Here is a 20,784-nt window from a genome sequence, read left to right as displayed (position 1 = left end):
TCTCAGGGGCGGAGTTCCAGAGCCAATTTTTTTTGATGAATCCCCAAGAGTTGTTAAAACGCTACGCCAGCGGTGAACGGGACTTTAATCGCGCCAGTTTGACAAATGGCGAGTTTATTAACGCTGATCTACGGGGGATTATTCTCTCCCGTGCCGACATGGAGTGGGTCAACCTGAGCGGGGCAAATCTCAGTGGCGCCGTGCTATGTGGTGCAGAAATTGTCAATGCGATGCTCATCAAAGCAGAATTGGTGGATGCCAACCTCGCTGGCGCAAACTTGAGTCGTAGTGATCTCAGTTGGGCAAACCTGACACGAGCTAATCTCAGCCGCGCTGAACTGAGTGAAACCACACTGCGGGGAACAGTGCTTCAGGGTGCAAACCTCTCCCGTGTGGATTTGGCCAATGCAGATCTGCGGGGATTGACCCTCGACGGCGTGAACCTTTCGGGAGCAAATTTACAGGGCGCCAATTTGCATGGAACAGAGCTAAAGCAGGCAAACCTGACCCGTGTGGATTTAATTCAGGCGGATGTCAGCAATGCCAATCTCAGTGGCACAAACCTCAGCGGTGCCAACCTGAGGGGTGCTAATTTAACGGCGGCAAATCTTACAGGTGCCAATCTGAGTCGCGTTGATCTCACGGAAGTCAAGCTCAGTGAAGCCAACCTTACCAAGGCCAAACTTGTCGGCGCCGAACTGGCAAAGGCGGATCTATCGTCCCTAGAGCTATCAGAGGTCAACCTTGGTGGTGCCAATCTCAGTGGCGCGAACCTGAGTCATACCAACCTGAGCCGTGCGAATCTCAGTGGCGCAAATTTGCAGGGCGCCAACCTCAGCCATGCTAAACTGGTGGGCACCAATCTGCGGGGAGCGAATCTCCAAGGGGCAAATCTGCAGGGTGCATTGCTGGATAATGCGGATTTGAGTCAAACGGATCTACGCAGTGCCAATCTCAGTGGCCTAGTCTTTAATGGGGTGAAGCTGCGGGGGGCTAATCTGAGCGGTGCCAATCTCCGCGAGGTGGACTTAACGGAAGCTAACTTTAGCCGTGCCGACTTAGTAGAAGCCAATCTCAGCCGCGCCCGCTTGGTGGGAGCCAACCTGAGTCGTGCTACCCTCTCCGAAGCAAACCTGAGCCGCGCCACCCTGAGTGGAGCCACCCTAAGCCGGGCAACCTTTAGCGGCAGCTTGCTGGGAACCGTAGACCTCAGCGGTGTTAACTTGAGTGGCGCAGACTTAGGAGATGCCAACCTCTCAGGCTCGAACCTGTCGCGGGCCGATTTGACGCGGGCCAACCTGACTGCTGCAGATATGAGTGGTGCCAATCTCAGTGAAGTGGATTTGCGGGGCACGATTATGCCCGATGGCCGACGGCGAGCTTAGGGCTGCGTCTCAATTCCGAGGGATCCTGCCTCGGCTTCACTAGGTTGAGGCCTGGGGGGCGCTTGGCGGCCAAAGAGATGTACCAGGTGCTTCAAATGAGCGGCAAGTTCAGGGGTGAGTTGACCAGCAGTCAGTCGCCATGCCCAGTTGCCTTCGCCAGTCCCAGGAAAATTCATGCGGGCATGGCTATCGAGGCCGAGCAAATCTTGAACGGGAATAATGGCTTGGTTAGCCACGGTTCCCAAGGCCATGCGAATCAATGCCCAGTGGGGTTCGCTGGGGGTATAGCCCAAATAGTCAATAAAACGCTGCCGTTCCCAGTCACTCAGGTTGCGATACCAGCCCACAGTTGTGTCATTGTCGTGAGTGCCGGTATACACCACGCAGTTGCGCTCTTGATTAAAGGGCAAAAACGGATTATCTGAACCACCGCCAAAGGCAAACTGGAGAATTTTCATCCCCGGAAACTGAAACTGATCCCGCAGGGCAATGACATCGGGGGTAATATCCCCTAAATCCTCCGCTAGAATAGGCAGTCGTCCCAAGGCCGCTTGCAAAGCTTCAAAGAAGGCAGCACCAGGACCTGGTTGCCACTCGCCGTTGACAGCTGTTTTCTCCCCTTCCGGTACTTGCCAGTAGGCCTGAAAGCCGCGAAAGTGATCGACACGGATAATGTCCACATAGGAAAGGAGAGCACGGAAGCGCTCAATCCACCAAGAGTAGCCATCGGCAGCAAGGGCTTTCCAGTTGTAAATGGGATTGCCCCACAGTTGTCCTGTGGCGCTAAAGTAGTCGGGGGGCACACCGGCCATGAGGGCAGCCGCACCTGTTTCTGGATTGAGTTCAAAAAATTGAGGAAAGGCCCAGACATCGGCACTGTCGTGGGCAACGTAAATGGGAATATCACCGATAATTTGAATCCCCCGTTGATTGGCGGCTTCCTTGAGGGCGTGCCACTGTTGGTAAAAGAGAAATTGCTGAAACTCGTACTCAAAAATGCGGTCTTTGAGAACAACTTGGATAGCGGCAAGGGCGGTTGGTTCGCGATCGCGCAAAGGAGCGGGCCATTCATACCACGGCTGTCCCTCATGGTGCTCCTTAATTGCCATAAAGAGGGCATAGGTGGGCAGCCAGTAGTGAGCAAGGGCTTGGAAGTCGCGGAAGGCCTGCCAGTCTCCTGGGGTAGCTTGACTCTGAAAACGTTGCGCCGCAAGGCGTAGGAGCGGCAGTTTCTGGTTGATCACAGCGTCGAAATCCACGCGATCGCGATTCTCAAGGTTAATCTGCGCTAGATCAGCCTCCGTTAACCAACCGGCTTTTGCGACCTCCTCCAAGCTAATCAGCAGCGGGTTACCCGCCATAGCGGAATAGCACATATAGGGAGAATTCCCAAAGCCGGTGGGGCCTAGGGGCAGCACTTGCCAGTACTGCTGATCACTGGCCACTAAAAATTCCAAGAACTCACGGGCAGCGGCACCCAACTCACCAATGCCGTGACCACCGGGAAGGGAGGTGGGATGGAGCAGTAAACCACAGGAGCGGGGAAAGTGCATTGCCAAGCCATAGGGGAAACTTGAGCTAATTATCTCCCAATTCAGGATCAGCTGTAGGGTTGGTTTCTGCGAGAATCTCAGCTTCGAGGGCCGCTCGCTCCTCTGGCGACAGCCGTGCTAGGCGATCGCTAAGAAGTGCCTCTTCATAGTCTTTGAGTTGTTGGTGGTAGGTCATCCGCCCCGTAACAACCCGCAGTAGGTAAGTGGAGAGCCAGCCAAGAATTCCCAAGACAAAAATAGCCTGACTCCAAACACCCGCCTGAAGTGGCTCAACCCCGGCCATCCGCAACAGGAGATAGACCAAACCACCGCCAAAGAAAAGACCAACACCAATTCCTAGAACATCAATGCGGCGCATAGCACCTAGGAATTGAGAGAGCGCGGTTGTGGGCGAAAGTTAATAAAGGGTGCGAGCAGGAGTAATCCCGGAAAGAAAAAGTAACTAGAAAGTACATAAACGCCCGCTCAAAGGAGCTAGCCACATACCAGCGCGCTTTCAAATAGGCATAGACAATCGCCGGCACCACCAGCAGATACAGCCCCGCCAAGGCCACATACACACCAAGAACTAAAAGCTCTGTTGAAACTGCCATTGCTTGCTACCTCTTTGCCAAGAAGGATTGAATTTGAATTATTCTCCAGTGCTGCTGGTTTCGCTCACGGCTTCTCCAAGGGCAGGAACGGCTATTCCCATCGCTGCCGCAAGGGCAGGGGGAGGCGCTTGACGAGTAGGAGCATTGAGATATTGGCCCGTCAGAATGGGCGGCACGGGTTTCATTTTGTGCTTGGCGGTAAAGAGGCGATGGGTTTGGGCAAGGTTACCCCGCTCGTTGATATGTTCGTTGGCAATTTTCTTGCGCAGCTTGATAATGGCATCCATGATTGCCTCTGGACGGGGTGGGCAGCCAGGCAAATAGACATCTACGGGAATCAGCTTGTCCACACCACGCACAGCGGAATAAGAATCAGAGCTAAACATGCCCCCTGTGATCGTGCAGGCACCCATGGCAATCACGTATTTGGGGTTGGGCATTTGCTCGTAAAGGCGTACCAAAGCCGGTGCCATCTTCATCGTGATTGTGCCGGAGGTGATGATCAAATCTGCCTGACGGGGGCTGTTGCGGGGCACCAAGCCAAAGCGATCAAAATCGAAGCGCGAGCCAATCATGGCAGCAAACTCAATGAAGCAGCAGGCGGTGCCATACATGAGCGGCCAGAGGCTCGATAGCCGTGCCCAGTCATAGACATCATTGAGGGATGTGAGGATGATATTTTCAGCAAGTTCTTGGGGAACTTCAGGACGGGCAATCGGATTGAGAATAGCAGGCGAGGTCGTATTGGTCATAGGGTTCCCTCAAGGGACATCGGCCAAATGTAAAAACACTTAAGATTATAGGGGTTTGCCCCAACGGATGCACCCAATCCGCTCCAGCAAGCAATAAAAAACTTGACATCAAGGATAAATTATTTTTGACTGCCCACCTGTAGCCCCGGTGGTAATTCCAAGGTATCGCCAATGGTCGTGCCATCCCAGTAGGCCGCAAGAAGAACATCACAGGTCTTACCCCAGGCGATCGCCCCCTGATGATCCAAGCCAATGGCGCCAAAATCCCGTTGCCGACTGGCGGCTTCCCGGAAGGATTTTTCAAAGGCCGCCCCGAGGGACAGGCCATCGGTTACTCGCACCACAATCCGCGTGGCCAGCGCCTCATCGAGAATGTCTTCACCAATGCCTGTACAACTGACCGCTGCTAAGCTGTTGGCATAGTTTCCAGCTGGGGTTGCGGAGTCACTCACCCGCCCAATACGCTCAAAACCCTTGCCGCCAGTGGAAGTCCCCACAGCCAAGTGTCCCTGCTGATCTAAAACCACGACACCAATCGTGCCCCGTCCTGCCTCTTCGGCCACCACCCTCGCCATTGATTTTGAGAAATTCCCCTTGCGTTCCTCCAGCCATTCGTAGAGTCGCTGATCCGTTAGGGGTTGATACACAGGAAGCTGCAATTCACGAGCCAATTCTGCTGCCCCCACATCGGACAGAACGCGATCGGGGCACTGTTGTAGCCAGTGGGCAAGATCAATGGGATTTTTTACTCGCGAGACGTTGATGACACCACTAAGGCGCTGCCGCTGCCCATCCATTAAAGAGGCGCTCATGCGAATCTGCCCATCGGACTGCAGCACCGAGCCTGTGCCGGCATTGAAGCGCGGTTCATCTTCTAGGAGCCGACACCCCAAAACCACTGCCTCAATCGCCGTTGCTCCTTCTTTGAGGGCCTGAACTACTTGGGTGACAATGCCATGGAGGGATTGGCGGACAGGAATGAGACCACCTTTATCTTGGAGCGACCTGCCGGCGCCGCCATGGAGAATAACAGTGGGTCGGGGCATCCTCAATCCTAAAAATTAAGCCTAGAAATTAAAAGTGTTCTAGCTCCAAGATAGCCTGTGGCCATGGCCTAAATCTACCGCCTTAAGCAACCACAGCGGTTGGCAGAACTTCCTTCTCGGTTTCGGCGGCGGCTGTACCCTCAGCATCCAGGAGGGTTTGCAGTTCTTGGATGGCTTGCTGAGTCGTTTCTACTTGACTGAGGAGCGATCGCGCGATTTTTTCGCCAGAGGCGGTGGACTGCACCACTTCGCGGATGTGATGGCGAAAATGATTGGCCATTTCCTCCACCTGCTGGTTGGCAACAACCACTTGGTTGGCCAGTTTGTTAATTGCCTCAGTAATAAAATCAAAGCCCACCGTCCGCTGGCCGCTGCGATTGGCAATCAACCCCGCTTGCACCGCAAGGTGCTTCACCTGACGGGTAATCTCGGCAATTTGATGGGTGGCTTGGTCAATAATTTCCACGTCCCGCTTCAGCCTTTCACTGAGACGATAGACCTCCGCGGTGTGGCGGGTAATTTGGTTAACCCCTGTGAAGGTTTCCTGAAAGGCCTTTTGGCCGCGCTCTGAGAGCACTTGGCTGATGGAAATAAACCGTTGGTTCAGTTGAGCAATCCGCTCTGCTTGCTCACGGACAGAGCGCTCCTGCTGCTCTAGGGCTTCATTCATCTGTTGAGTGCGGGTGAGCTCGCTTTCAAGGCGCTTGGCGTAGTCCTGGTTGCGCTCTTTTTCCACTCTTAGGCTCTCAAGGATTTGCTGGGTGTGGAGGTGCTGCTGCTGAATAAAAAGATTTTTCCTACTCAGGACTTGAGCCTGGGCAATTAGGACGACCCGCATATCCACCAAGACCAGTTGCTTGCCCGTGCGCACGACAATGGGTTCATAGACAAAGGCAGGGGGGCGATTCAAGGCCTGCTCCACAGCTTCTTCAACGGGGGTGCGTGCCATCAAGACAAGCGGAGGAACTTTGGGATTGGCAATTTCCGGCATTAACTTAATGGGGCGCGGCAAGTATAGATCCCGGCCAAATTGCTGACTCATGCGCTCAAAAAACTTGACCTTGGAGATCATGCCGATGACGCGATCGCCCGCCACCACCAAGACCCCTGGTAGCTCAGGATCACGTTGAAATTGCTCAGCCACCTCTTCGGCAATGGTCTCGGGGGAAACCTGATAGGAAAAATAGGGCAGGTCTGCTAAGGTGGTGGCGGCGGCAAGGTGAACTTTGGATGTGCCCTTTAGTGTCTCATTCATTTGCGTATCCCCCCGGAATGAGCATCGAATTGAATTGCTTGAAAGCGGCAACTGTACTTACACTTGATGCCACCTGTCTAAATTATGTCGAATTCAGCATAGGAGAACATTATTTTTCGGTTATCTTTTGGTTAAGCTTTTCCCTAATGGATTTGAAAAATGCCTTAGGTTTGAATTATAGCTATTCCAACAAAGAATGAGACATTAGGCAGCAGAATAGGCAGAATAATTGCAAATCACCTCATCATCATTCGCTACCTTGCTTAGCATAGGAGATAACCGGCTCTTGTAGTCTAAGCTATCGCTCATGTTTTTTAAGGATGCCAGCGGATTCTTCAAGGGTAATTTATCTCTCTTTGTAATATATCACTCCCTTTCGAAACAGCTATGGAGTATAGATCATCAATAGATGAGTGGATGACTCAGAAAAGGTGGGTTCAAGTTTTACAAGTAAATGTAATCTGAAATACAATTGATATCTTCTCGATCTATGAATTTTCAAAATACCACCGCTCTACCTCCTGTTGAATTGCGGCCATTTCCAAGGCGCTCAATTTTTCCAGATTTTTAAGGGCAATGGCCATGCGTCCTTGCCGACTCAGGACTGTTCGATGGCGTGCTAGGAAATGCCAATAAAAAAGTTAAAGGGGCAAGCGCGATCGCCCACGCGTTGCTTTGGGTTATAGGCACATCCTTGGCAATAATTACTCATGCGCTGAATGTAGTTAGCGGAGGCGGCATAGGGTTTGGAGGCCAAGAGTCCGCCATCGGCAAATAAGCCCATTCCCAAGACATTGGTTTGCATCACCCAATCATAGGCGTCAATAAAGACACTGTGGAACCAGTTTTCCACTTCCTGAGGAGCTAAGCCAGTAATGAGAGCAAAGTTGGCCAGGATCATCAGCCGCTGAATGTGGTGGGCATAGCCAGTGCACTCAATTTGCTTAAGAACGTAGCGCAGACAGCTCATTGTAGCGCGATCGCTCTGCCAAAAGAAAGCCGGCAGAGATTGGTGGTGCTGAAAGAAGTTTCGCTGACAGTAGTCGGCACCGAGGTAGTGATAAAGGCCATACATATACTCGCGCCAGCCAAGAATTTGGCGAATAAACCCCTCAACGCTATTTAGGGGGAGTTGCCGTTCACCGTAGGCCACTAAGGCCGCATCAATCACTTCTTGGGGAGACAGTAGGCCTAAATTCAAATAGGGGGAAAGGAGGCTGTGCCACAGGGTCTCTTCTCCTACCACCATGGCATCTTGGTAGGGGCCAAACTGGGGCAAGCGGTATTCAATAAAGTTTTCCAAGACTTGCAGGGCTTGGGCGCGGCTAACCCCCCAGTAAAAGGGTTCGATGTGGCCATAGGTGTCAAAGTTTCCTTGGCGCACTGTTTCAATGACTTCTTGGGTAATCCTATCGGGACAAAAGCGCAGTGGTGGTGGGGGTTTGAGGTTAGCAGCGGGCCCTTGGCGGTTCTCAGCATCGTAGTTCCATTTGCCGCCGGCAGGAGATTTGCCCTCCATCAGGATTTGAAACCGCTGCCGCCCTGCACGGTAAAAGTGCTCCAGGACAAGGGTTTTGCGACCGGCTGCCCACTGCTGAAAGTCCGCTTCTGACCAGAGAAAGTGATTGTTCGGCAGCAATTTAATGGCACAGGGCAGGTCAAAGGTGGCAATGCAGTCACGAAAGGGGCGATCGCTAGGTTGCATGATCCGCACTTCGTGGATGTTGTGGGCACTGATCCACTGCCGCAGCGGGGTGGCAAAGTCGGGGGCGATCGCGTAGGTCACTGGCCAACCGGCCGCTTCGAGGTCTTGGGCAAAGTGCCGCATGGCCGACCACACCAGCACCAGTTTTTGGGCATGGTAGCGGCGTTGTTTGACCCACTGGTGGGACTCAATGAGGATGACGGGGACAGGATGGGCGCAACTTTGCAGCGCGGCCTGCTGTAGCGACAGTTGATCCCCTAAAACCCAAACGCCAATGGCCATCAACGGTGGTTTCCTACTGCTCCTTTGACACCATAGCAGGGTTAGACAGGGTGGTTAAGGGTTGTCTTTGTGGTTTATTCTTATGGTCAACGATTGCAACTCCCTACGAAGCTGACTATGCAAATTCGCCGCCGTCCTCCCAATCCCGCTGTTACTGTTCACAACCTCCACTACCAAGTGCCGGTGGCCGATGATGCCCCTCGCAACATTCTTGAGAAGATTGTTTGGCACAAAGAACAGGAGGTGGAGCAACTGCGGGAAGTCCTGCCCTTGGCTGATTTACAGCGCCAGGTACTGGATGCGCCGCCGGTGCGTTCTTTTTTGGCGGCTCTCCAGAATCCTGTTACCCAGCCAGCGCTGATTGCTGAGGTCAAGAAGGCCTCCCCCAGTAAAGGCATGATTCGGCCCAATTTTAACCCGGTGGCGATCGCCCAAGGCTACGTTGCCGCGGGTGCCACCTGCCTTTCCGTCCTAACGGACAGTGAGTTTTTCCAGGGCAGCTTTGAATACCTCGCCCAAATTCGCCAAGTGGTGGAGGTGCCGCTGCTGTGCAAGGACTTTATCCTCTATCCCTACCAGATGTTTCTGGCAAGGCTGCGGGGTGCCGATGCGGTGCTACTGATCGCGGCTATCCTCTCGGACAAGGATTTGCGCTATTTTCTGCGGATTGCCCGTGGGTTGGGTCTAACGGCTCTCCTGGAGGTACACACCGCCGAGGAGATGGAACGAGTGCTGGCACTGGAGGAGGTACAGCTTGTGGGAATCAACAATCGCAACCTGACGGATTTTAGTGTTGATCTGGCCACTACTGAAAAACTTTTGACCAAGTATGGGGCGCAGCTGCGCGATCGCAACATTCTTGTGGTCAGCGAATCGGGCATTCATCAGCGTGCCGATGTCGAACGGGTGGCACAAGCCGGCGCCCAAGCCATTTTAGTCGGAGAATCCCTCATGCGCCCCCCAGCGGAGATGGCGCACTTCAGTGAGGCGGAGCAACTCCAAGCGCGGATTCAGCAGTTATTCCCAGAGTTAGCCCCCTAGGTATGCCCCTGACGGCGGTTTTGTTTGACTTCAATGGTGTGATTCTCGATGATGAGGCCATTCATGCTGCCCTCATTGATGAGATCCTCTTGCAAGAGAACCTGCGGCCACAGCGGGGGGAGTACGACCTTTTTTGCTTGGGACGGAGCGATCGCGCCTGTTTGGATAACCTCCTCAGCCGCCGTGGACGGGCAGTGACCCCGGCCTATTTGGATAAACTGGTGGCTCAAAAGGCAGCCGCCTACCGTACCCGCTTGGCTAGTATCGAACCGTTTCCCTTTTTTCCGGGGGCGATCGCCCTACTGCAGAAACTCCATGCTGCGCAATTGAAAATCGCCATTGTCACCGGTGCTGTGCGATCCGATGTGGACTTAGCCCTTGAGCGTGGCCAGCTCCACTCGATTGTGGACTGCATTATCAGTGCCGAAAGCGGGGAGCGCAGCAAACCTTATCCTGACCCCTATCTACGTGCCGTTGAGGCCTTGCAAGCCCTAGGGAGTGATCTCACAGCCGCTGATTGTCTGGCGATCGAGGACACCTTGGTGGGGATTCAATCCGCCCGCGAAGCTGGTGTCAAAGTCTTGGGGGTAGCCCACACCTATCCCTTCCATATGCTTCAGCGTCGCTGTCATTGGGTACTTGATCGCCTGGATCAGTTTGACCTTGCGGAAATTGCCCCAGTGTTTGAGCGCAGGGTGGCCTCCACCCCCTCCTAGAGGTGTTTCACCTCGGCAATGAGTTGATTGAGTACTTCCTTGGCATTGCCAAAAAGCATCAGGGTTTTATCTTTGTAGAATAACTCATTGTCAATGCCAGCAAAGCCCGGATTGAGGCTGCGCTTGATCACAATTGTGTGCCGTGCCCGATCCACATCGAGAATGGGCATTCCATACACGGGGCTGCCGGGGTTGGTGCGGGCAGCGGGATTGACAACATCATTGGCACCAATCACCAGTGCCACATCCACATTCTCAAATTCTGGATTGATGTCCTCCATGTCCTTGAGTTGGGGGTAGGGGACATTTGCCTCGGCCAGCAGCACATTCATGTGTCCCGGCATGCGACCGGCAACGGGGTGAATCGCGTATTTGACATCAACACCGAGCCGCTCCAATTGATCCGCTAGTTCTTTGACGCTGTGCTGCGCTTGAGCCACCGCCATTCCATAGCCGGGGACAATGACCACCGACTTGGCATAGCCGAGCATCATTGCACTTTCTTCAGGGTCAATGGTGCGCACTGACTTCGCCGTGGCGTGAGCCGCCACCGCCGCGTTACCGGTCGTCGTACTGCCAAAACCACCGAAGAGGACATTGGCCAAGGAGCGATTCATGGCTTTGCACATAATCTGCGTTAAAATCAGCCCTGAAGCCCCCACCAAGGCACCCGCAATAATCAACATACTGTTGCCAACGATAAAGCCAGCGGCACTGGCAGCCAGCCCTGAGAGAGAGTTCAAGAGGGAAATCACCACTGGCATATCGGCACCACCAATGGGCAGGACAAAGAGCACCCCCAAAATGCTGGCGATCGCCACCAAGCCCCAGAACATCGGCAGCTGACTCGGATGCAACCCCACCCAGCCACTGGCAACCAAGAAAGCCACCAGCAAGCCGAGGTTAATGACCTGCTGCATCGGAAAAATGATCGGGGTTCCTGAAATCAGTCCCTGAAGTTTACCAAAGGCAACAAGGCTACCAGTGAGGGTGACCCCGCCAATGAGCACCCCCAAAATAATGGTGATAAGTGTGCTGGGGGTCAGTGGTTCACCCATGGCCACAGTGCGGCAAAATTCACCAATGCCCACCAGGGCAGAGGCCGCCCCTCCTAAGCCATTGAGTAACCCCACCATCTGGGGCATGGCCGTCATTTCCACTTTGTAGGCAGCGATCGCGCCAATGACACTGCCGAGGCCAATGGCCGCTAGGACACCCGTGTAGCTCATAATCTGGCGATCGAGGAGCGTGACCACAATCGCAATCAACATCCCCAAGGCGGCAAGGCGATTTCCTTGACGTGCCGTCGCTGGCGAGCCCAACTTTTTTAAACCAAAGATAAAGAGCGCCGCAGCCCCCAAATAGCTCAATTCTTCAATGCGTGTTAGCCAATCCATGGTTCCTACCGCTTAAACATCTGCAACATGCGATCCGTAACCAAAAAACCGCCCACCACATTAATTGTGGCTAGCACCGTCGCAATGAATCCCAAGACCACTGTTAAAGTGGTGTGTCCACTCCCCGCCATCAGCAGGGCACCAATCACAGCAATCCCAGAAATGGCATTGGAGCCAGACATGAGGGGAGTATGCAGCGTGGGTGGGACTTTGTTAATCACCTCAAAGCCAATGAAACTGGCCAGGACAAAAATCATTAGACCCACAAGTACAGGTTCTGTCATTGAACTAACCCCCTGAGAAAAGAACTAAAGCATTGGTGCCAAGGTTTGGGCAGGATGCAGCAGTTGCAGCACCCGTGGGTTGCGGACCTGCCCTTCATGGGTAACACAGGCGGCATCCACAATGTCATCGCCAAAGTTCAACACCAATTCCCCCTGGGGAGCAAGGTACTTCAGGAGCGTTGAAATGTTTTTGGCATACATTTGACTGGCATGCACCGCCATGGTGGCGGGCAGATTAATCGGGCCAATAATGGTAACCCGCTGATGACAAATGGAGCGCCCCGGTTCTGTGCAGGCACAGTTGCCCCCCTGTTCAGCGGCTAAATCCACAATGACTGAACCCGGTTTCATGCTGGCCACCATACGTTCTGTAACTAACAGGGGAGCCGGTTTACCGGGAACTTGGGCCGTGGTAATGACCACATCGGCCCTGTGGACATGGGCAGCGATCGCCTCTTGGGTTTTGTGCTTTGCGGCCTCAGAAACCTCTTTGGCATAGCCGCCGGCCGCCCCCGTGTCCTCCTCAAGGTTGACTTCAACAAATTTGGCACCGAGACTTTGCACCTCTTCCTTGACCGCAGGGCGAATATCAAAGGCTTCAACAACCGCGCCTAAACGTCGGGCGGTCGCGATCGCCTGCAAGCCAGCCACCCCTGCCCCAATCACAAACACCTTGGCGGGGGGAATCGTACCCGCGGCTGTCGTCAGCATGGGGAAAAAGCGCGGCAAATGGGAAGCCGCCAATAACACCGCCCCATAGCCCGCCACTGCCGCTTGGGAAGAGAGGGCATCCATAGTTTGGGCCCGACTGGTGCGGGGAATACACTCGAGGGCAAAGGCAGTAATGTGCCGCTCTGCCAAGTGTTGCATCTGCCACGGATTCCCTAGGGGATTGAGAAAACTAATGAGGGTGGTGCCGGGGCGAATCCACTCCACCTCGCGATCGCGCAGCGGCGCAACCTTAAGCAGGACATCGACACCGCCCCAAATCTCTTCAATGGAGTAACCAATTTCTGCACCTGCGGCACGGTAGTCATCATCGCTAAAGTGAGCCATATCCCCTGCACCGGACTCCACACAGAGGTGATACCCCTGCTGCACTAGCTTGGCAACAACTTCGGGAATCAGGGCAACCCGTTGTTCCCCCACTTCGCGTTCCTTAACGACCCCAACTTTCATAGGCACTCTTGGATAGGGTTTGCACGCTTTACAGAACACTTCCTTGGTGTAGTCATCAGGACTTCTGTTTTATAACAGCCCGACACCATCACAACCCATGCACATACTGTTCTGTACTGATCCTCACGCTACTGCGATCCCCTCGGGAATGCGAGAAAATGTCAGCATTTCATGGGGATTCTCTACAAGTCTTATGATCTCCAGTAACCTTTGTAACAAATCTTGACACTATTATTGAGTACTTTTACTTAGCTAATGCTTTCCCAATAGTAGCCAAAAGCAGCAATCTCCTTCCGGGCATACTGCTTCAATTCCTTTGCAATTCCTTCCCCTGTTTGCAGGCGCTTTGATTGAGCACTTGACTATGGTGGTCGTAGTTTTTACGCTATCCCCCCTTTGGCAACTTTCAGGGGGCTAGCAGTCCCAGTTTTTCACAGATGAGTGCCAAGTTTTCATTCAAGCCCTCATACCGGTCAACAAAGTCCACAGGGATTTCATCGCCGATGGTATCAATGCCCCAGACTGACGAATTGCCTTATCAAGGGGATTACATTCAAAGCAAAACCTAACTTGGGCAGCCGTGAAGTGGCTATTAAGCTTGCCTTAACCCCTTGATAAAAGAGAGCGAGCCAGCCTGATAGCGAACAGTTAACCAAAGGAGCAGAAAAATTGCGCGGCCACGGATAACCCAATTGAGGATGAATGTACTCATCCTGGCAGCAAATCGGTGTAATGATACCTCACTACCACAAAACTGGCAGAGGGCAATTTACTGACGCCAGCAGTTTTACGAGTTTTCAGGAAAATGAATCGATAGGTGTGGTTAATCATCAGCGCAAGAAAGTAGCCAGAAGGGGAGTTTGACTGCTACTCACGCTCTTGTGGCAGACTAGGAGATTGCAAGTACAGAGTCACAGGCATGTTCAAAACAATTTTAGTTGCCCTCGATACCAGTGAGTTATCGGCACGGGTGATGGCGGCGGTGGCACAGTTAAACTTAGACCCAGATGCCCAAGTGATTCTCAGTCATGTGATTTCACCGGTGGAGTCGGGGTTTGGGGTCAGCGCTGATCGCCCCTCCTTGCATCCCCAAATGGGAACCTACCGCAGTATTGAGCAGCATTTACAACGGTTTCAACGCCAGCTTTCCTGTGATTCAGAAATTGAAATTGTTAGCGGTGACCCCGTAGAGGAAATTTTACGCCTTGCAAATATCTACCGTGCTGACTTGATTGTGCTGGGCAATCGTGGCCTCACCGGCGTGGAGCGCGTGGTGCAGGGCTCCGTCAGTAGTGCCGTCCTTGCCGATGCCCCCTGTTCGGTATTGGTGGTGAAGTCAGCGGAAACCTGAAATATGACAACCCCATTAATCGGTCTTACTACAGCGGAAGTAGCGGAGCGGCAAGCCAGGGGCCGCATTAACCGTCAGGTGAGTGAAAGCAATCGCACCTATGGCGAGATTTTGCGGGAAAACCTCTTCACGTTTATCAATGGGGTTTTTGCTTTTATTAGCCTTATCTTGATCTTTTTAGGTCGCCCAGGGGATGTGGTGGCGATCGTCGTTGTTGTGTTTCTCAATGCCATCATCAGTATCATTCAAGAAATTCGCGCCAAACGCCAACTGGATGCCATTAGCCTTTTAAGCCGACCCCGCGTTAAGGTGCTGCGCGATCGCCAAGAGGTGATTATCGATCCTGCAGAGGTCGTAGAAGGGGATATTCTCCTGTTGACGCCTGGGGATCAAATCGTTGCTGATGGTAGGGTGGTTGGCGATGGACAGATTCAAGTAGATGAGTCATTGCTCACAGGGGAGTCGGATCTCGTTCCCAAGCGGGCGGGCGATCGCCTCTATTCCGGCAGCTTTTGTGTGCGCGGTGCCGCTGCCTATGTTGCCGAGCAGGTGGGGGAAAAGAGCACTGCCCATCAACTGACTGCTGCCGCCAAAACCCACCACCATAAACTCACACCCCTTCAGCAGGAAATTAACCTGATTATCCGCGTGATTCTTGCCCTGGCGGTTTTCCTGTGGCTATTGGTTCTATTCTCGCTCTTGGTGCGCCTGACCACTCTACAAATGAGCGTGCAAACCGCAGCCGTAATTGCGGGCCTTGTCCCTGTGGGCCTGTACCTTACGATTACCCTCACCTATGCCCTGGGGGCGCTGCGCATTTCCCGTGCCAACGTCTTGGTGCAGCAGGTGAATGCCATTGAGTCCCTCAGTGGGGTGGATATTCTCTGCCTTGATAAAACGGGAACCCTAACGGCCAATGCCCTTGAACTCCATAGCTGGTACCCTCTCAGCGAAGCGAAGGAGCAAACGGCAGCAACCCTGGGGAAGTTTGCGGCCAGTGTCAGCAGTCCCAACCGTACCATTGTTGCCCTAACGGAGGCTTTTGCGGGAACGCCCCAACCGATGCGCCTCGAAATTCCCTTTTCCTCCACCTACAAGTGGAGTGCAGTGGCCTGGCACGACTCGGAAACGTTTATTTTGGGGGCACCGGATGTCCTCTTCAAAAGTGAGGACCTCTCCCCTAGGGTGGTTGAGCTGCTCCAGCGAGGGCGACAGCAGGGATTGCGGGTGCTCCTCTTTGCCCGCAGTGGCAGTGATCCCACTTGGGATGAGCGGCAGGAAACGCCTCTGTTGCCCTCAGAGTTGGAACCCTTGGCAGTGATTTGGGTGGGCGATCGCCTGCGACCCCAATGCCGTGAGGTTCTAGCGCGTTTTCAGCAAGCTGGAATTCAAGTCAAAATTATCTCCGGGGATCATCCGGAAACCGTTGTTGCCCTTGGCAAGCAAGTTGGCCTCGATGGGGGGGCGATCGCCATCTCCGGGGCAGAACTGGCCGCTATGGATGATTCCAGCTTTGATCAAATGGCTGAGAAAGCCACGGTTTTTGGTCGCATTACACCAGAGCAAAAGGCTAAACTCGTCACTCGCTTGCGTGCCCTCGGGCATCAGGTGGCAATGATTGGTGATGGTGTGAATGATGTCCTATCCCTGAAGCAAGCTAATGTGGGAATCGCTATGGAAAGTGGCAGTGCCATTACCCGCAATGTGGCTGATATTGTGCTGCTTGCGGATTCCTTTGCAGCCTTACCAGCAGCCTTTCGCGAAGGGCAGCGCATCTACAACGGTATTCAAGATGTCAGCAAGCTCTTTTTGGTACGGGTCTTTAGCTTTAGTTTACTGTGCCTTGTCACTGTTATGGCAGGGCGCGCCTTTCCGCTGCTGATTAAGCACAACAGCCTGCTAACGCTGTGGGGAGTGGGTTTACCCACACTGGCGGTGGCTTTTTGGGCAGTGCCGGGGCCCCGTCCCCATCGCTCCTTGATTCGTTCATTGCTGCACTTTGTCATCCCCGCCACCCTGAGCCTGGCGCTGTTAGCCATTTTCATGTACTTAGGGGTTTTAGCACGGGAACTGACACCCCTTGTGGAATTGCTCCAAGGACGGTTTGATCCAGCCCTGGTGAATGATCGCGAGGTGCTCTCGGAATTGGGCCACAGTGTGGCGATCGCGCGCACGGCCTTGGTGACGAGCCTGATCTTGGCCTCCCTCTGTTTAGTGCTTTTCCTAAAACCTCCCCATCCCGTATGGGTCGGCGGTGCTCCCTTAGTGGGCAACTGGCGGTATGTTGCAGTTGTAGTTATCCTACTGGCTGGCTTTGTCATCATTAGCACATCGCCCACCCTGCGATCGGTGGCGGAGCTAGAACCCCTCTCCTGGTCATTGTGGGCACTCATTGTGCTAATTGTCCTACTCTGGGTGATTCTTTTGCGCAGCTTTTGGCGGTATCGGCTCTTGGATCGCTTCTTGGGGATAAATCTCAGTTAGTTGCAGCAACGGGGGGGCGATCGCGCTGAATCGAATAGAGATGGGCATACAATCCCCCTTGGGCAAGGAGGGTGTCATGATCGCCCTGCTCACGGATCGTGCCCTGATCCAGCACCACAATCTGATGGGCATCCCGCACTGTACTCAGGCGGTGGGCAATCACAATCATGGTGCGAGTACCCGTAATGGCGCGTAGGGCTAGCTGAATTTCCCGCTCTGATTCGTAATCCAAACTTGAGGTTGCCTCATCAAAAATCAGCACATCAGGATCCGCCAAGAGGGCACGGGCAATCCCTAAGCGCTGCCGCTGTCCCCCCGAAAGCCGCAACCCCCGTTCACCAACAATCGTGCGATAGCCCAAGGGCAACTGCTGCACAAATTCATCCACCCGCGCAATGGCACAGGCCTCATAGACCGCGTCGGCACTGACCTCGGGGTTAGCATAGGTCAGGTTATCCCAGAGGGTGCCATTAAAGACATCGACTTCTTGGTGGACAATAGCCAGCCGGCGGCGATAGGCGCGCACATCGAGGGTTTGAATATCTTGGCCATCAATGAGAATTTGCCCCTGATCCGGCTGGAAGTAACGAAAGAGGAGCTTGATTAGGGTGGATTTCCCCGACCCCGATCGCCCCACTAGGGCCACCGTTTGGCAGGGTTCAATGAGTAAGTTAATATCCCGCAGAATGGGACGCCCTGGTGTGTAGCCAAACCAAACATGCTGAAAATCCACCTTGCCAGAAAACTGCAGGCTAGGAATTTCCTGTTGCTCAAGATCAATGGCATCGCGACCGGCGGGCAATTCCATAAATTCATGGAAGCGTAAAATTGAGGCATAGCGCCGCGCAAACACCTCAGACACCTGCGAGAGGGGCGTAATTTCGGCATAGGCCATACTGGCAAGGGTGTAAATCGTAATAAAGTGGCCAATGGAGACCCGTCCAGCGATGGTCGCTGCTAGGGAAAACCCCAACACACTAAAAAGGCAAAACTGCACCACCGCTCCCTGCCAAGTGATTAGATGCATGTAGCCGCGATGGATGCGGTCAATCACCATCTTGAACTCGCGATCCAGCCGCTGCTTCTGGCGAGCCAGTTCACGGGCTTCAGTGGCAAAGGCCTTGACGGTTTTGATATTGGTGATGATCTCTGAGGTGCGGCTTTCCGTGCTTTCGATGTGGCTGTCGAGGATTTCTTCCTTTTGAATAATGCGCCTTAGGGTGCGCAGGGTCAGCAACAAGATGACTGTAAAGGAGATCAAGAGCCCAAGGGCGATTGGCCAATCCAACCACCAAACAATAACACCAATCCCCAGGACCCGTACAAGTTTGGGAATGAGTTGACCGGCAATTTCCGGGTAGCTCCACGTATGGTTGGAAATCCCTTTACTAACACGGTTGGCAATGCGGCCAGGATTATTTTCCTCAAAGAATTCTAGGGGAAGGGTCAGGATTTTCTCGATTGCTTTGCGAGCGTGGTCGCGACGGGCAGCCAAGGCAATCCACCAGTGGAACCATACCCCTAGCCACGGTTGAATCGGGGCACGCACCACAGTGGCCAAAAAAACAATACTGCCGAGAACGGCGAGATGAGCACTAAAGGTATCGCTCCAGCCTGTCCATGTTTGGAGTCTATGGGCGATCGCCACCACTGGCGGGTCAAGGGGTTGTTGGGAGAGCAGGTTGAGAATTTGACCAATGGCATAGGGCACCAGCAAATCCACCATCTCGCACAGACTGGCTGCGGTAATGCTGGCGATCGCTATCCCCCGATAGGCGCGATAGTAACCCAGAATGGAGCGAAATGAGGCCATAAAAATACGACAAGCACTATTCCCATTTTAAGATTTCTTAAAATTTTGTGCCGTCGCCCTTGAGAAGGCTTTAGATCTTGAGGGAAACAGGGGTGCGATTTAGGCGCGTTTCATAGGGTGCACTGACAATTAGCGATCGCCCCGTCATTTCGGGGGGTTGGGGCAGCTCCAGAATTTCAAGAATCGTAGGGGCAATATCCGCCAGACAGCCATCTTCCCGAAGGATCACATTGCCACCATGGCCAGGAACTTTGCGTTTCTCCCCTTCCACTAAAATGAAGGGAACCGGGTTGGTGGTGTGAGCCGTCCAGGGGTTGCCGTCCTCATCAATCATGTATTCGGCGTTGCCGTGATCTGCAGTGATGAGCAGAGTTCCCCCCACTTTTGTGGCCGCTTCCACCAAGATCCCCACACAGCGATCCACGGTTTCAATGGCTTGAATCGTCGCCGCCAACTGCCCCGTGTGCCCCACCATATCGGGGTTGGCAAAGTTAACTACAATTAGGGCATACTCCTGCTTCTCAATGGCCTTCTTGACGGATTCGGTTACAGCCAGGGCAGACATGGCTGGGGCTTGATCATAGGTGGCCACCAGGGGACTGGGGATGAGAATGCGATCTTCGCCGGGAAAGGGTTCCTCAAGGCCACCGTTGAAGAAGTAAGTGACGTGGGCATATTTTTCTGTTTCGGCTGCCCGCAGTTGCTTCAGGCCGTGCTCAGCAATAACTTCTCCGAGGATGTGGCTGAGATTTTGCGGCGGGAAAGCAACCCCACAGTTAAAGCTAGCGTCGTACTGGGTAAAGGTGACAAACTCAAGGGGCGTAATCAGCGTCCGTTCAAAACCGCTGAAGTCAGGATCAATAAAGGCTTGGGTCAGCTGGCGAGCGCGATCGGGACGGAAGTTGAAAAACACCACCCCATCGCCAGGTTCAACGGCTCCTTCAGCAATGCGTGTGGGCCCAATGAATTCATCGCCAATATCCTGCGCGTAGGCCCTACGGGCCACATCCACTGCCCGGAGGGGTTGAATATGCTCATTGCTGGTCATAACGCGGTAGGCCGCCTCGGTGCGGTCCCAGCGGCGATCGCGATCCATGGCATAGTAGCGACCACTTACCGTCACAATTCGTCCGCAGCCGGCGGTTTTCAGGCGCTGCTCCAATTCCTCAAGGACCCCTGCGGCATCACGGGGGGGCGTATCACGACCATCGGTAATAGCATGGATACAGGCGGGCAACCCGTGGCGTTTGGCTAGTTCCACCAAGCCGTAAAGATGCTCAATGTGGGAATGCACCCCCCCAGCAGAACACAGACCGATAAAATGCAGCTTACCGTTGCGTTCCTTCACGGTTTGACACAGATGCACAAGGACCGGATTGCTAAAGAAGCTGCCATCTTCGACAGCATCGGAAATGCGTACCAATTCTTGGGGAACAATGCGACCGGCACCGATATTTAAGTGCCCCACCTCGGAGTTACCCATTTGTCCCTTGGGGAGTCCCACCGCCTTCCCAGACGTGTAAATCAATGTGTGGGGATAGGCTTCCCACAAACTGTCCATCACAGGGGTACTGGCGCTGGCGATCGCATTACCGTAGGTGTCTTCGCGATAGCCCCAGCCATCCAAAATCACCAAAACAACGGGCGCAACAGGAGACGATGCCATGTGAATGCCCTACCTTAACCTCTCTGGGAAATGGCGTAAATTTTACAACCTCGCAAATGATACCATTCTCGACCGCGAGAGACAAATTGGGTCACTTCCGCTCCAGTCCCCAGGTTGGATCAATTATTAGCTAATAGATGGATCTATCCTAGCAGATCACTAAGGATAACCAAATGTTGAAAACTGTTACAGATACGGCTTTTCGGGATTAAATCCTTGAAGACAAAAAATTCCCGTGATAGTATCCAAACTGTTGTTTGTTAGCCAAAATTTGGGAGTCGT

General features: G+C 53.6%; 15 protein-coding genes and 2 pseudogenes. 5 read left to right on the top strand and 12 right to left on the bottom strand.

Features of this window, described 5'->3' with window-relative positions; translation table 11 throughout:
* The first annotated feature begins 35 nt into the window (after positions 1–35).
* The gene (locus tag NK55_RS10240) at positions 36–1,385 is read left to right on the top strand and encodes a pentapeptide repeat-containing protein (protein WP_024125635.1); all 1,350 of its coding nucleotides are present in this window, start codon (positions 36–38) and stop codon (positions 1,383–1,385) included.
* On the opposite strand, the gene malQ is transcribed toward NK55_RS10240, so the two are convergent.
* The 7 genes and pseudogenes from malQ to NK55_RS10205 all read right to left on the bottom strand — a co-directional run bounded on the left by malQ (position 1,382) and on the right by NK55_RS10205 (position 8,571).
* The gene (gene malQ / locus NK55_RS10235) at positions 1,382–2,938 is read right to left on the bottom strand and encodes a 4-alpha-glucanotransferase (protein ID WP_024125634.1); all 1,557 of its coding nucleotides are present in this window, start codon (positions 2,936–2,938) and stop codon (positions 1,382–1,384) included. The genes NK55_RS10240 and malQ overlap by 4 nt on opposite strands.
* A gap of 25 nt (positions 2,939–2,963) precedes the next feature.
* Entirely contained in the window at positions 2,964–3,296 is a 333-nt protein-coding gene (locus NK55_RS10230) for a DUF3007 family protein (RefSeq protein WP_024125633.1), read from the bottom strand.
* 5 nt (positions 3,297–3,301) lie between these two features.
* A pseudogene (gene ndhL, locus NK55_RS10225) lies at positions 3,302–3,531 on the bottom strand (photosynthetic/respiratory NAD(P)H-quinone oxidoreductase subunit L).
* 38 nt (positions 3,532–3,569) lie between these two features.
* Positions 3,570–4,283, bottom strand: a complete 714-nt coding sequence (ndhK, locus tag NK55_RS10220) for a photosynthetic/respiratory NAD(P)H-quinone oxidoreductase subunit K (RefSeq protein WP_024125631.1) — start codon at positions 4,281–4,283, stop codon at positions 3,570–3,572.
* Positions 4,284–4,402: 119 nt separating this feature from the next.
* Positions 4,403–5,329 (bottom strand): isoaspartyl peptidase/L-asparaginase, encoded by a 927-nt coding sequence (locus tag NK55_RS10215; RefSeq protein WP_024125630.1) that lies wholly within the window; start codon positions 5,327–5,329, stop codon positions 4,403–4,405.
* Between the two features lie 82 nt (positions 5,330–5,411).
* Positions 5,412–6,584 (bottom strand): chemotaxis signal transduction system methyl-accepting receptor, encoded by a 1,173-nt coding sequence (locus NK55_RS10210; RefSeq protein WP_024125629.1) that lies wholly within the window; start codon positions 6,582–6,584, stop codon positions 5,412–5,414.
* Positions 6,585–7,072: 488 nt separating this feature from the next.
* A pseudogene (locus NK55_RS10205) lies at positions 7,073–8,571 on the bottom strand (cryptochrome/photolyase family protein).
* 117 nt (positions 8,572–8,688) lie between these two features.
* Between NK55_RS10205 and trpC the strand changes: the two are divergent.
* Together trpC and NK55_RS10195 are read left to right on the top strand one after the other, a co-directional pair.
* Entirely contained in the window at positions 8,689–9,612 is a 924-nt protein-coding gene (gene trpC, locus NK55_RS10200; protein WP_024125628.1) for an indole-3-glycerol phosphate synthase TrpC, read from the top strand.
* Positions 9,613–9,614: 2 nt separating this feature from the next.
* Positions 9,615–10,328 carry an HAD family phosphatase gene (locus NK55_RS10195; protein ID WP_024125627.1) on the top strand — a complete coding sequence of 238 codons (714 nt, stop codon included), beginning with the start codon at positions 9,615–9,617 and terminating at the stop codon, positions 10,326–10,328.
* Here the strand turns inward: NK55_RS10195 and NK55_RS10190 are convergent.
* The 3 genes from NK55_RS10190 to NK55_RS10180 are packed head-to-tail and all read right to left on the bottom strand — an operon-like array spanning position 10,325 to position 13,188.
* Positions 10,325–11,725: an NAD(P)(+) transhydrogenase (Re/Si-specific) subunit beta gene (locus tag NK55_RS10190; protein ID WP_024125626.1), complete on the bottom strand. Its 1,401-nt coding sequence runs from the start codon at positions 11,723–11,725 to the stop codon at positions 10,325–10,327. The genes NK55_RS10195 and NK55_RS10190 overlap by 4 nt on opposite strands.
* 5 nt (positions 11,726–11,730) lie before the next feature.
* Entirely contained in the window at positions 11,731–12,009 is a 279-nt protein-coding gene (locus tag NK55_RS10185) for an NAD(P) transhydrogenase subunit alpha (RefSeq protein WP_024125625.1), read from the bottom strand.
* A 24-nt stretch (positions 12,010–12,033) separates the two neighbouring features.
* Positions 12,034–13,188, bottom strand: coding sequence for a Re/Si-specific NAD(P)(+) transhydrogenase subunit alpha (locus tag NK55_RS10180; protein ID WP_024125624.1), 1,155 nt, complete (start codon positions 13,186–13,188; stop codon positions 12,034–12,036).
* Between the two features lie 919 nt (positions 13,189–14,107).
* Here NK55_RS10180 and NK55_RS10175 point away from each other — a divergent pair.
* Positions 14,108–14,539 (top strand): universal stress protein, encoded by a 432-nt coding sequence (locus NK55_RS10175; protein WP_024125623.1) that lies wholly within the window; start codon positions 14,108–14,110, stop codon positions 14,537–14,539.
* 3 nt (positions 14,540–14,542) lie between these two features.
* Positions 14,543–17,023, top strand: coding sequence for an HAD-IC family P-type ATPase (locus NK55_RS10170; protein ID WP_024125622.1), 2,481 nt, complete (start codon positions 14,543–14,545; stop codon positions 17,021–17,023).
* On the opposite strand, the gene NK55_RS10165 is transcribed toward NK55_RS10170, so the two are convergent.
* Together NK55_RS10165 and gpmI are read right to left on the bottom strand one after the other, a co-directional pair.
* Positions 17,016–18,836, bottom strand: a complete 1,821-nt coding sequence (locus tag NK55_RS10165) for an ABC transporter ATP-binding protein (RefSeq protein ID WP_024125621.1) — start codon at positions 18,834–18,836, stop codon at positions 17,016–17,018. The genes NK55_RS10170 and NK55_RS10165 overlap by 8 nt on opposite strands.
* A gap of 70 nt (positions 18,837–18,906) precedes the next feature.
* A complete protein-coding gene (gene gpmI / locus NK55_RS10160; RefSeq protein ID WP_024125620.1) occupies positions 18,907–20,502 on the bottom strand; it encodes a 2,3-bisphosphoglycerate-independent phosphoglycerate mutase in 1,596 nt (531 codons plus the stop codon).
* Positions 20,503–20,784: the final 282 nt, after the last annotated feature.

The sequence above is a fragment of the Thermosynechococcus sp. NK55a genome, assembly GCF_000505665.1.
Classification (GTDB): domain Bacteria; phylum Cyanobacteriota; class Cyanobacteriia; order Thermosynechococcales; family Thermosynechococcaceae; genus Thermosynechococcus.
Note: the sequence above shows the minus strand (reverse complement) of the source record. Positions and strands in the feature narration are given on the sequence as shown.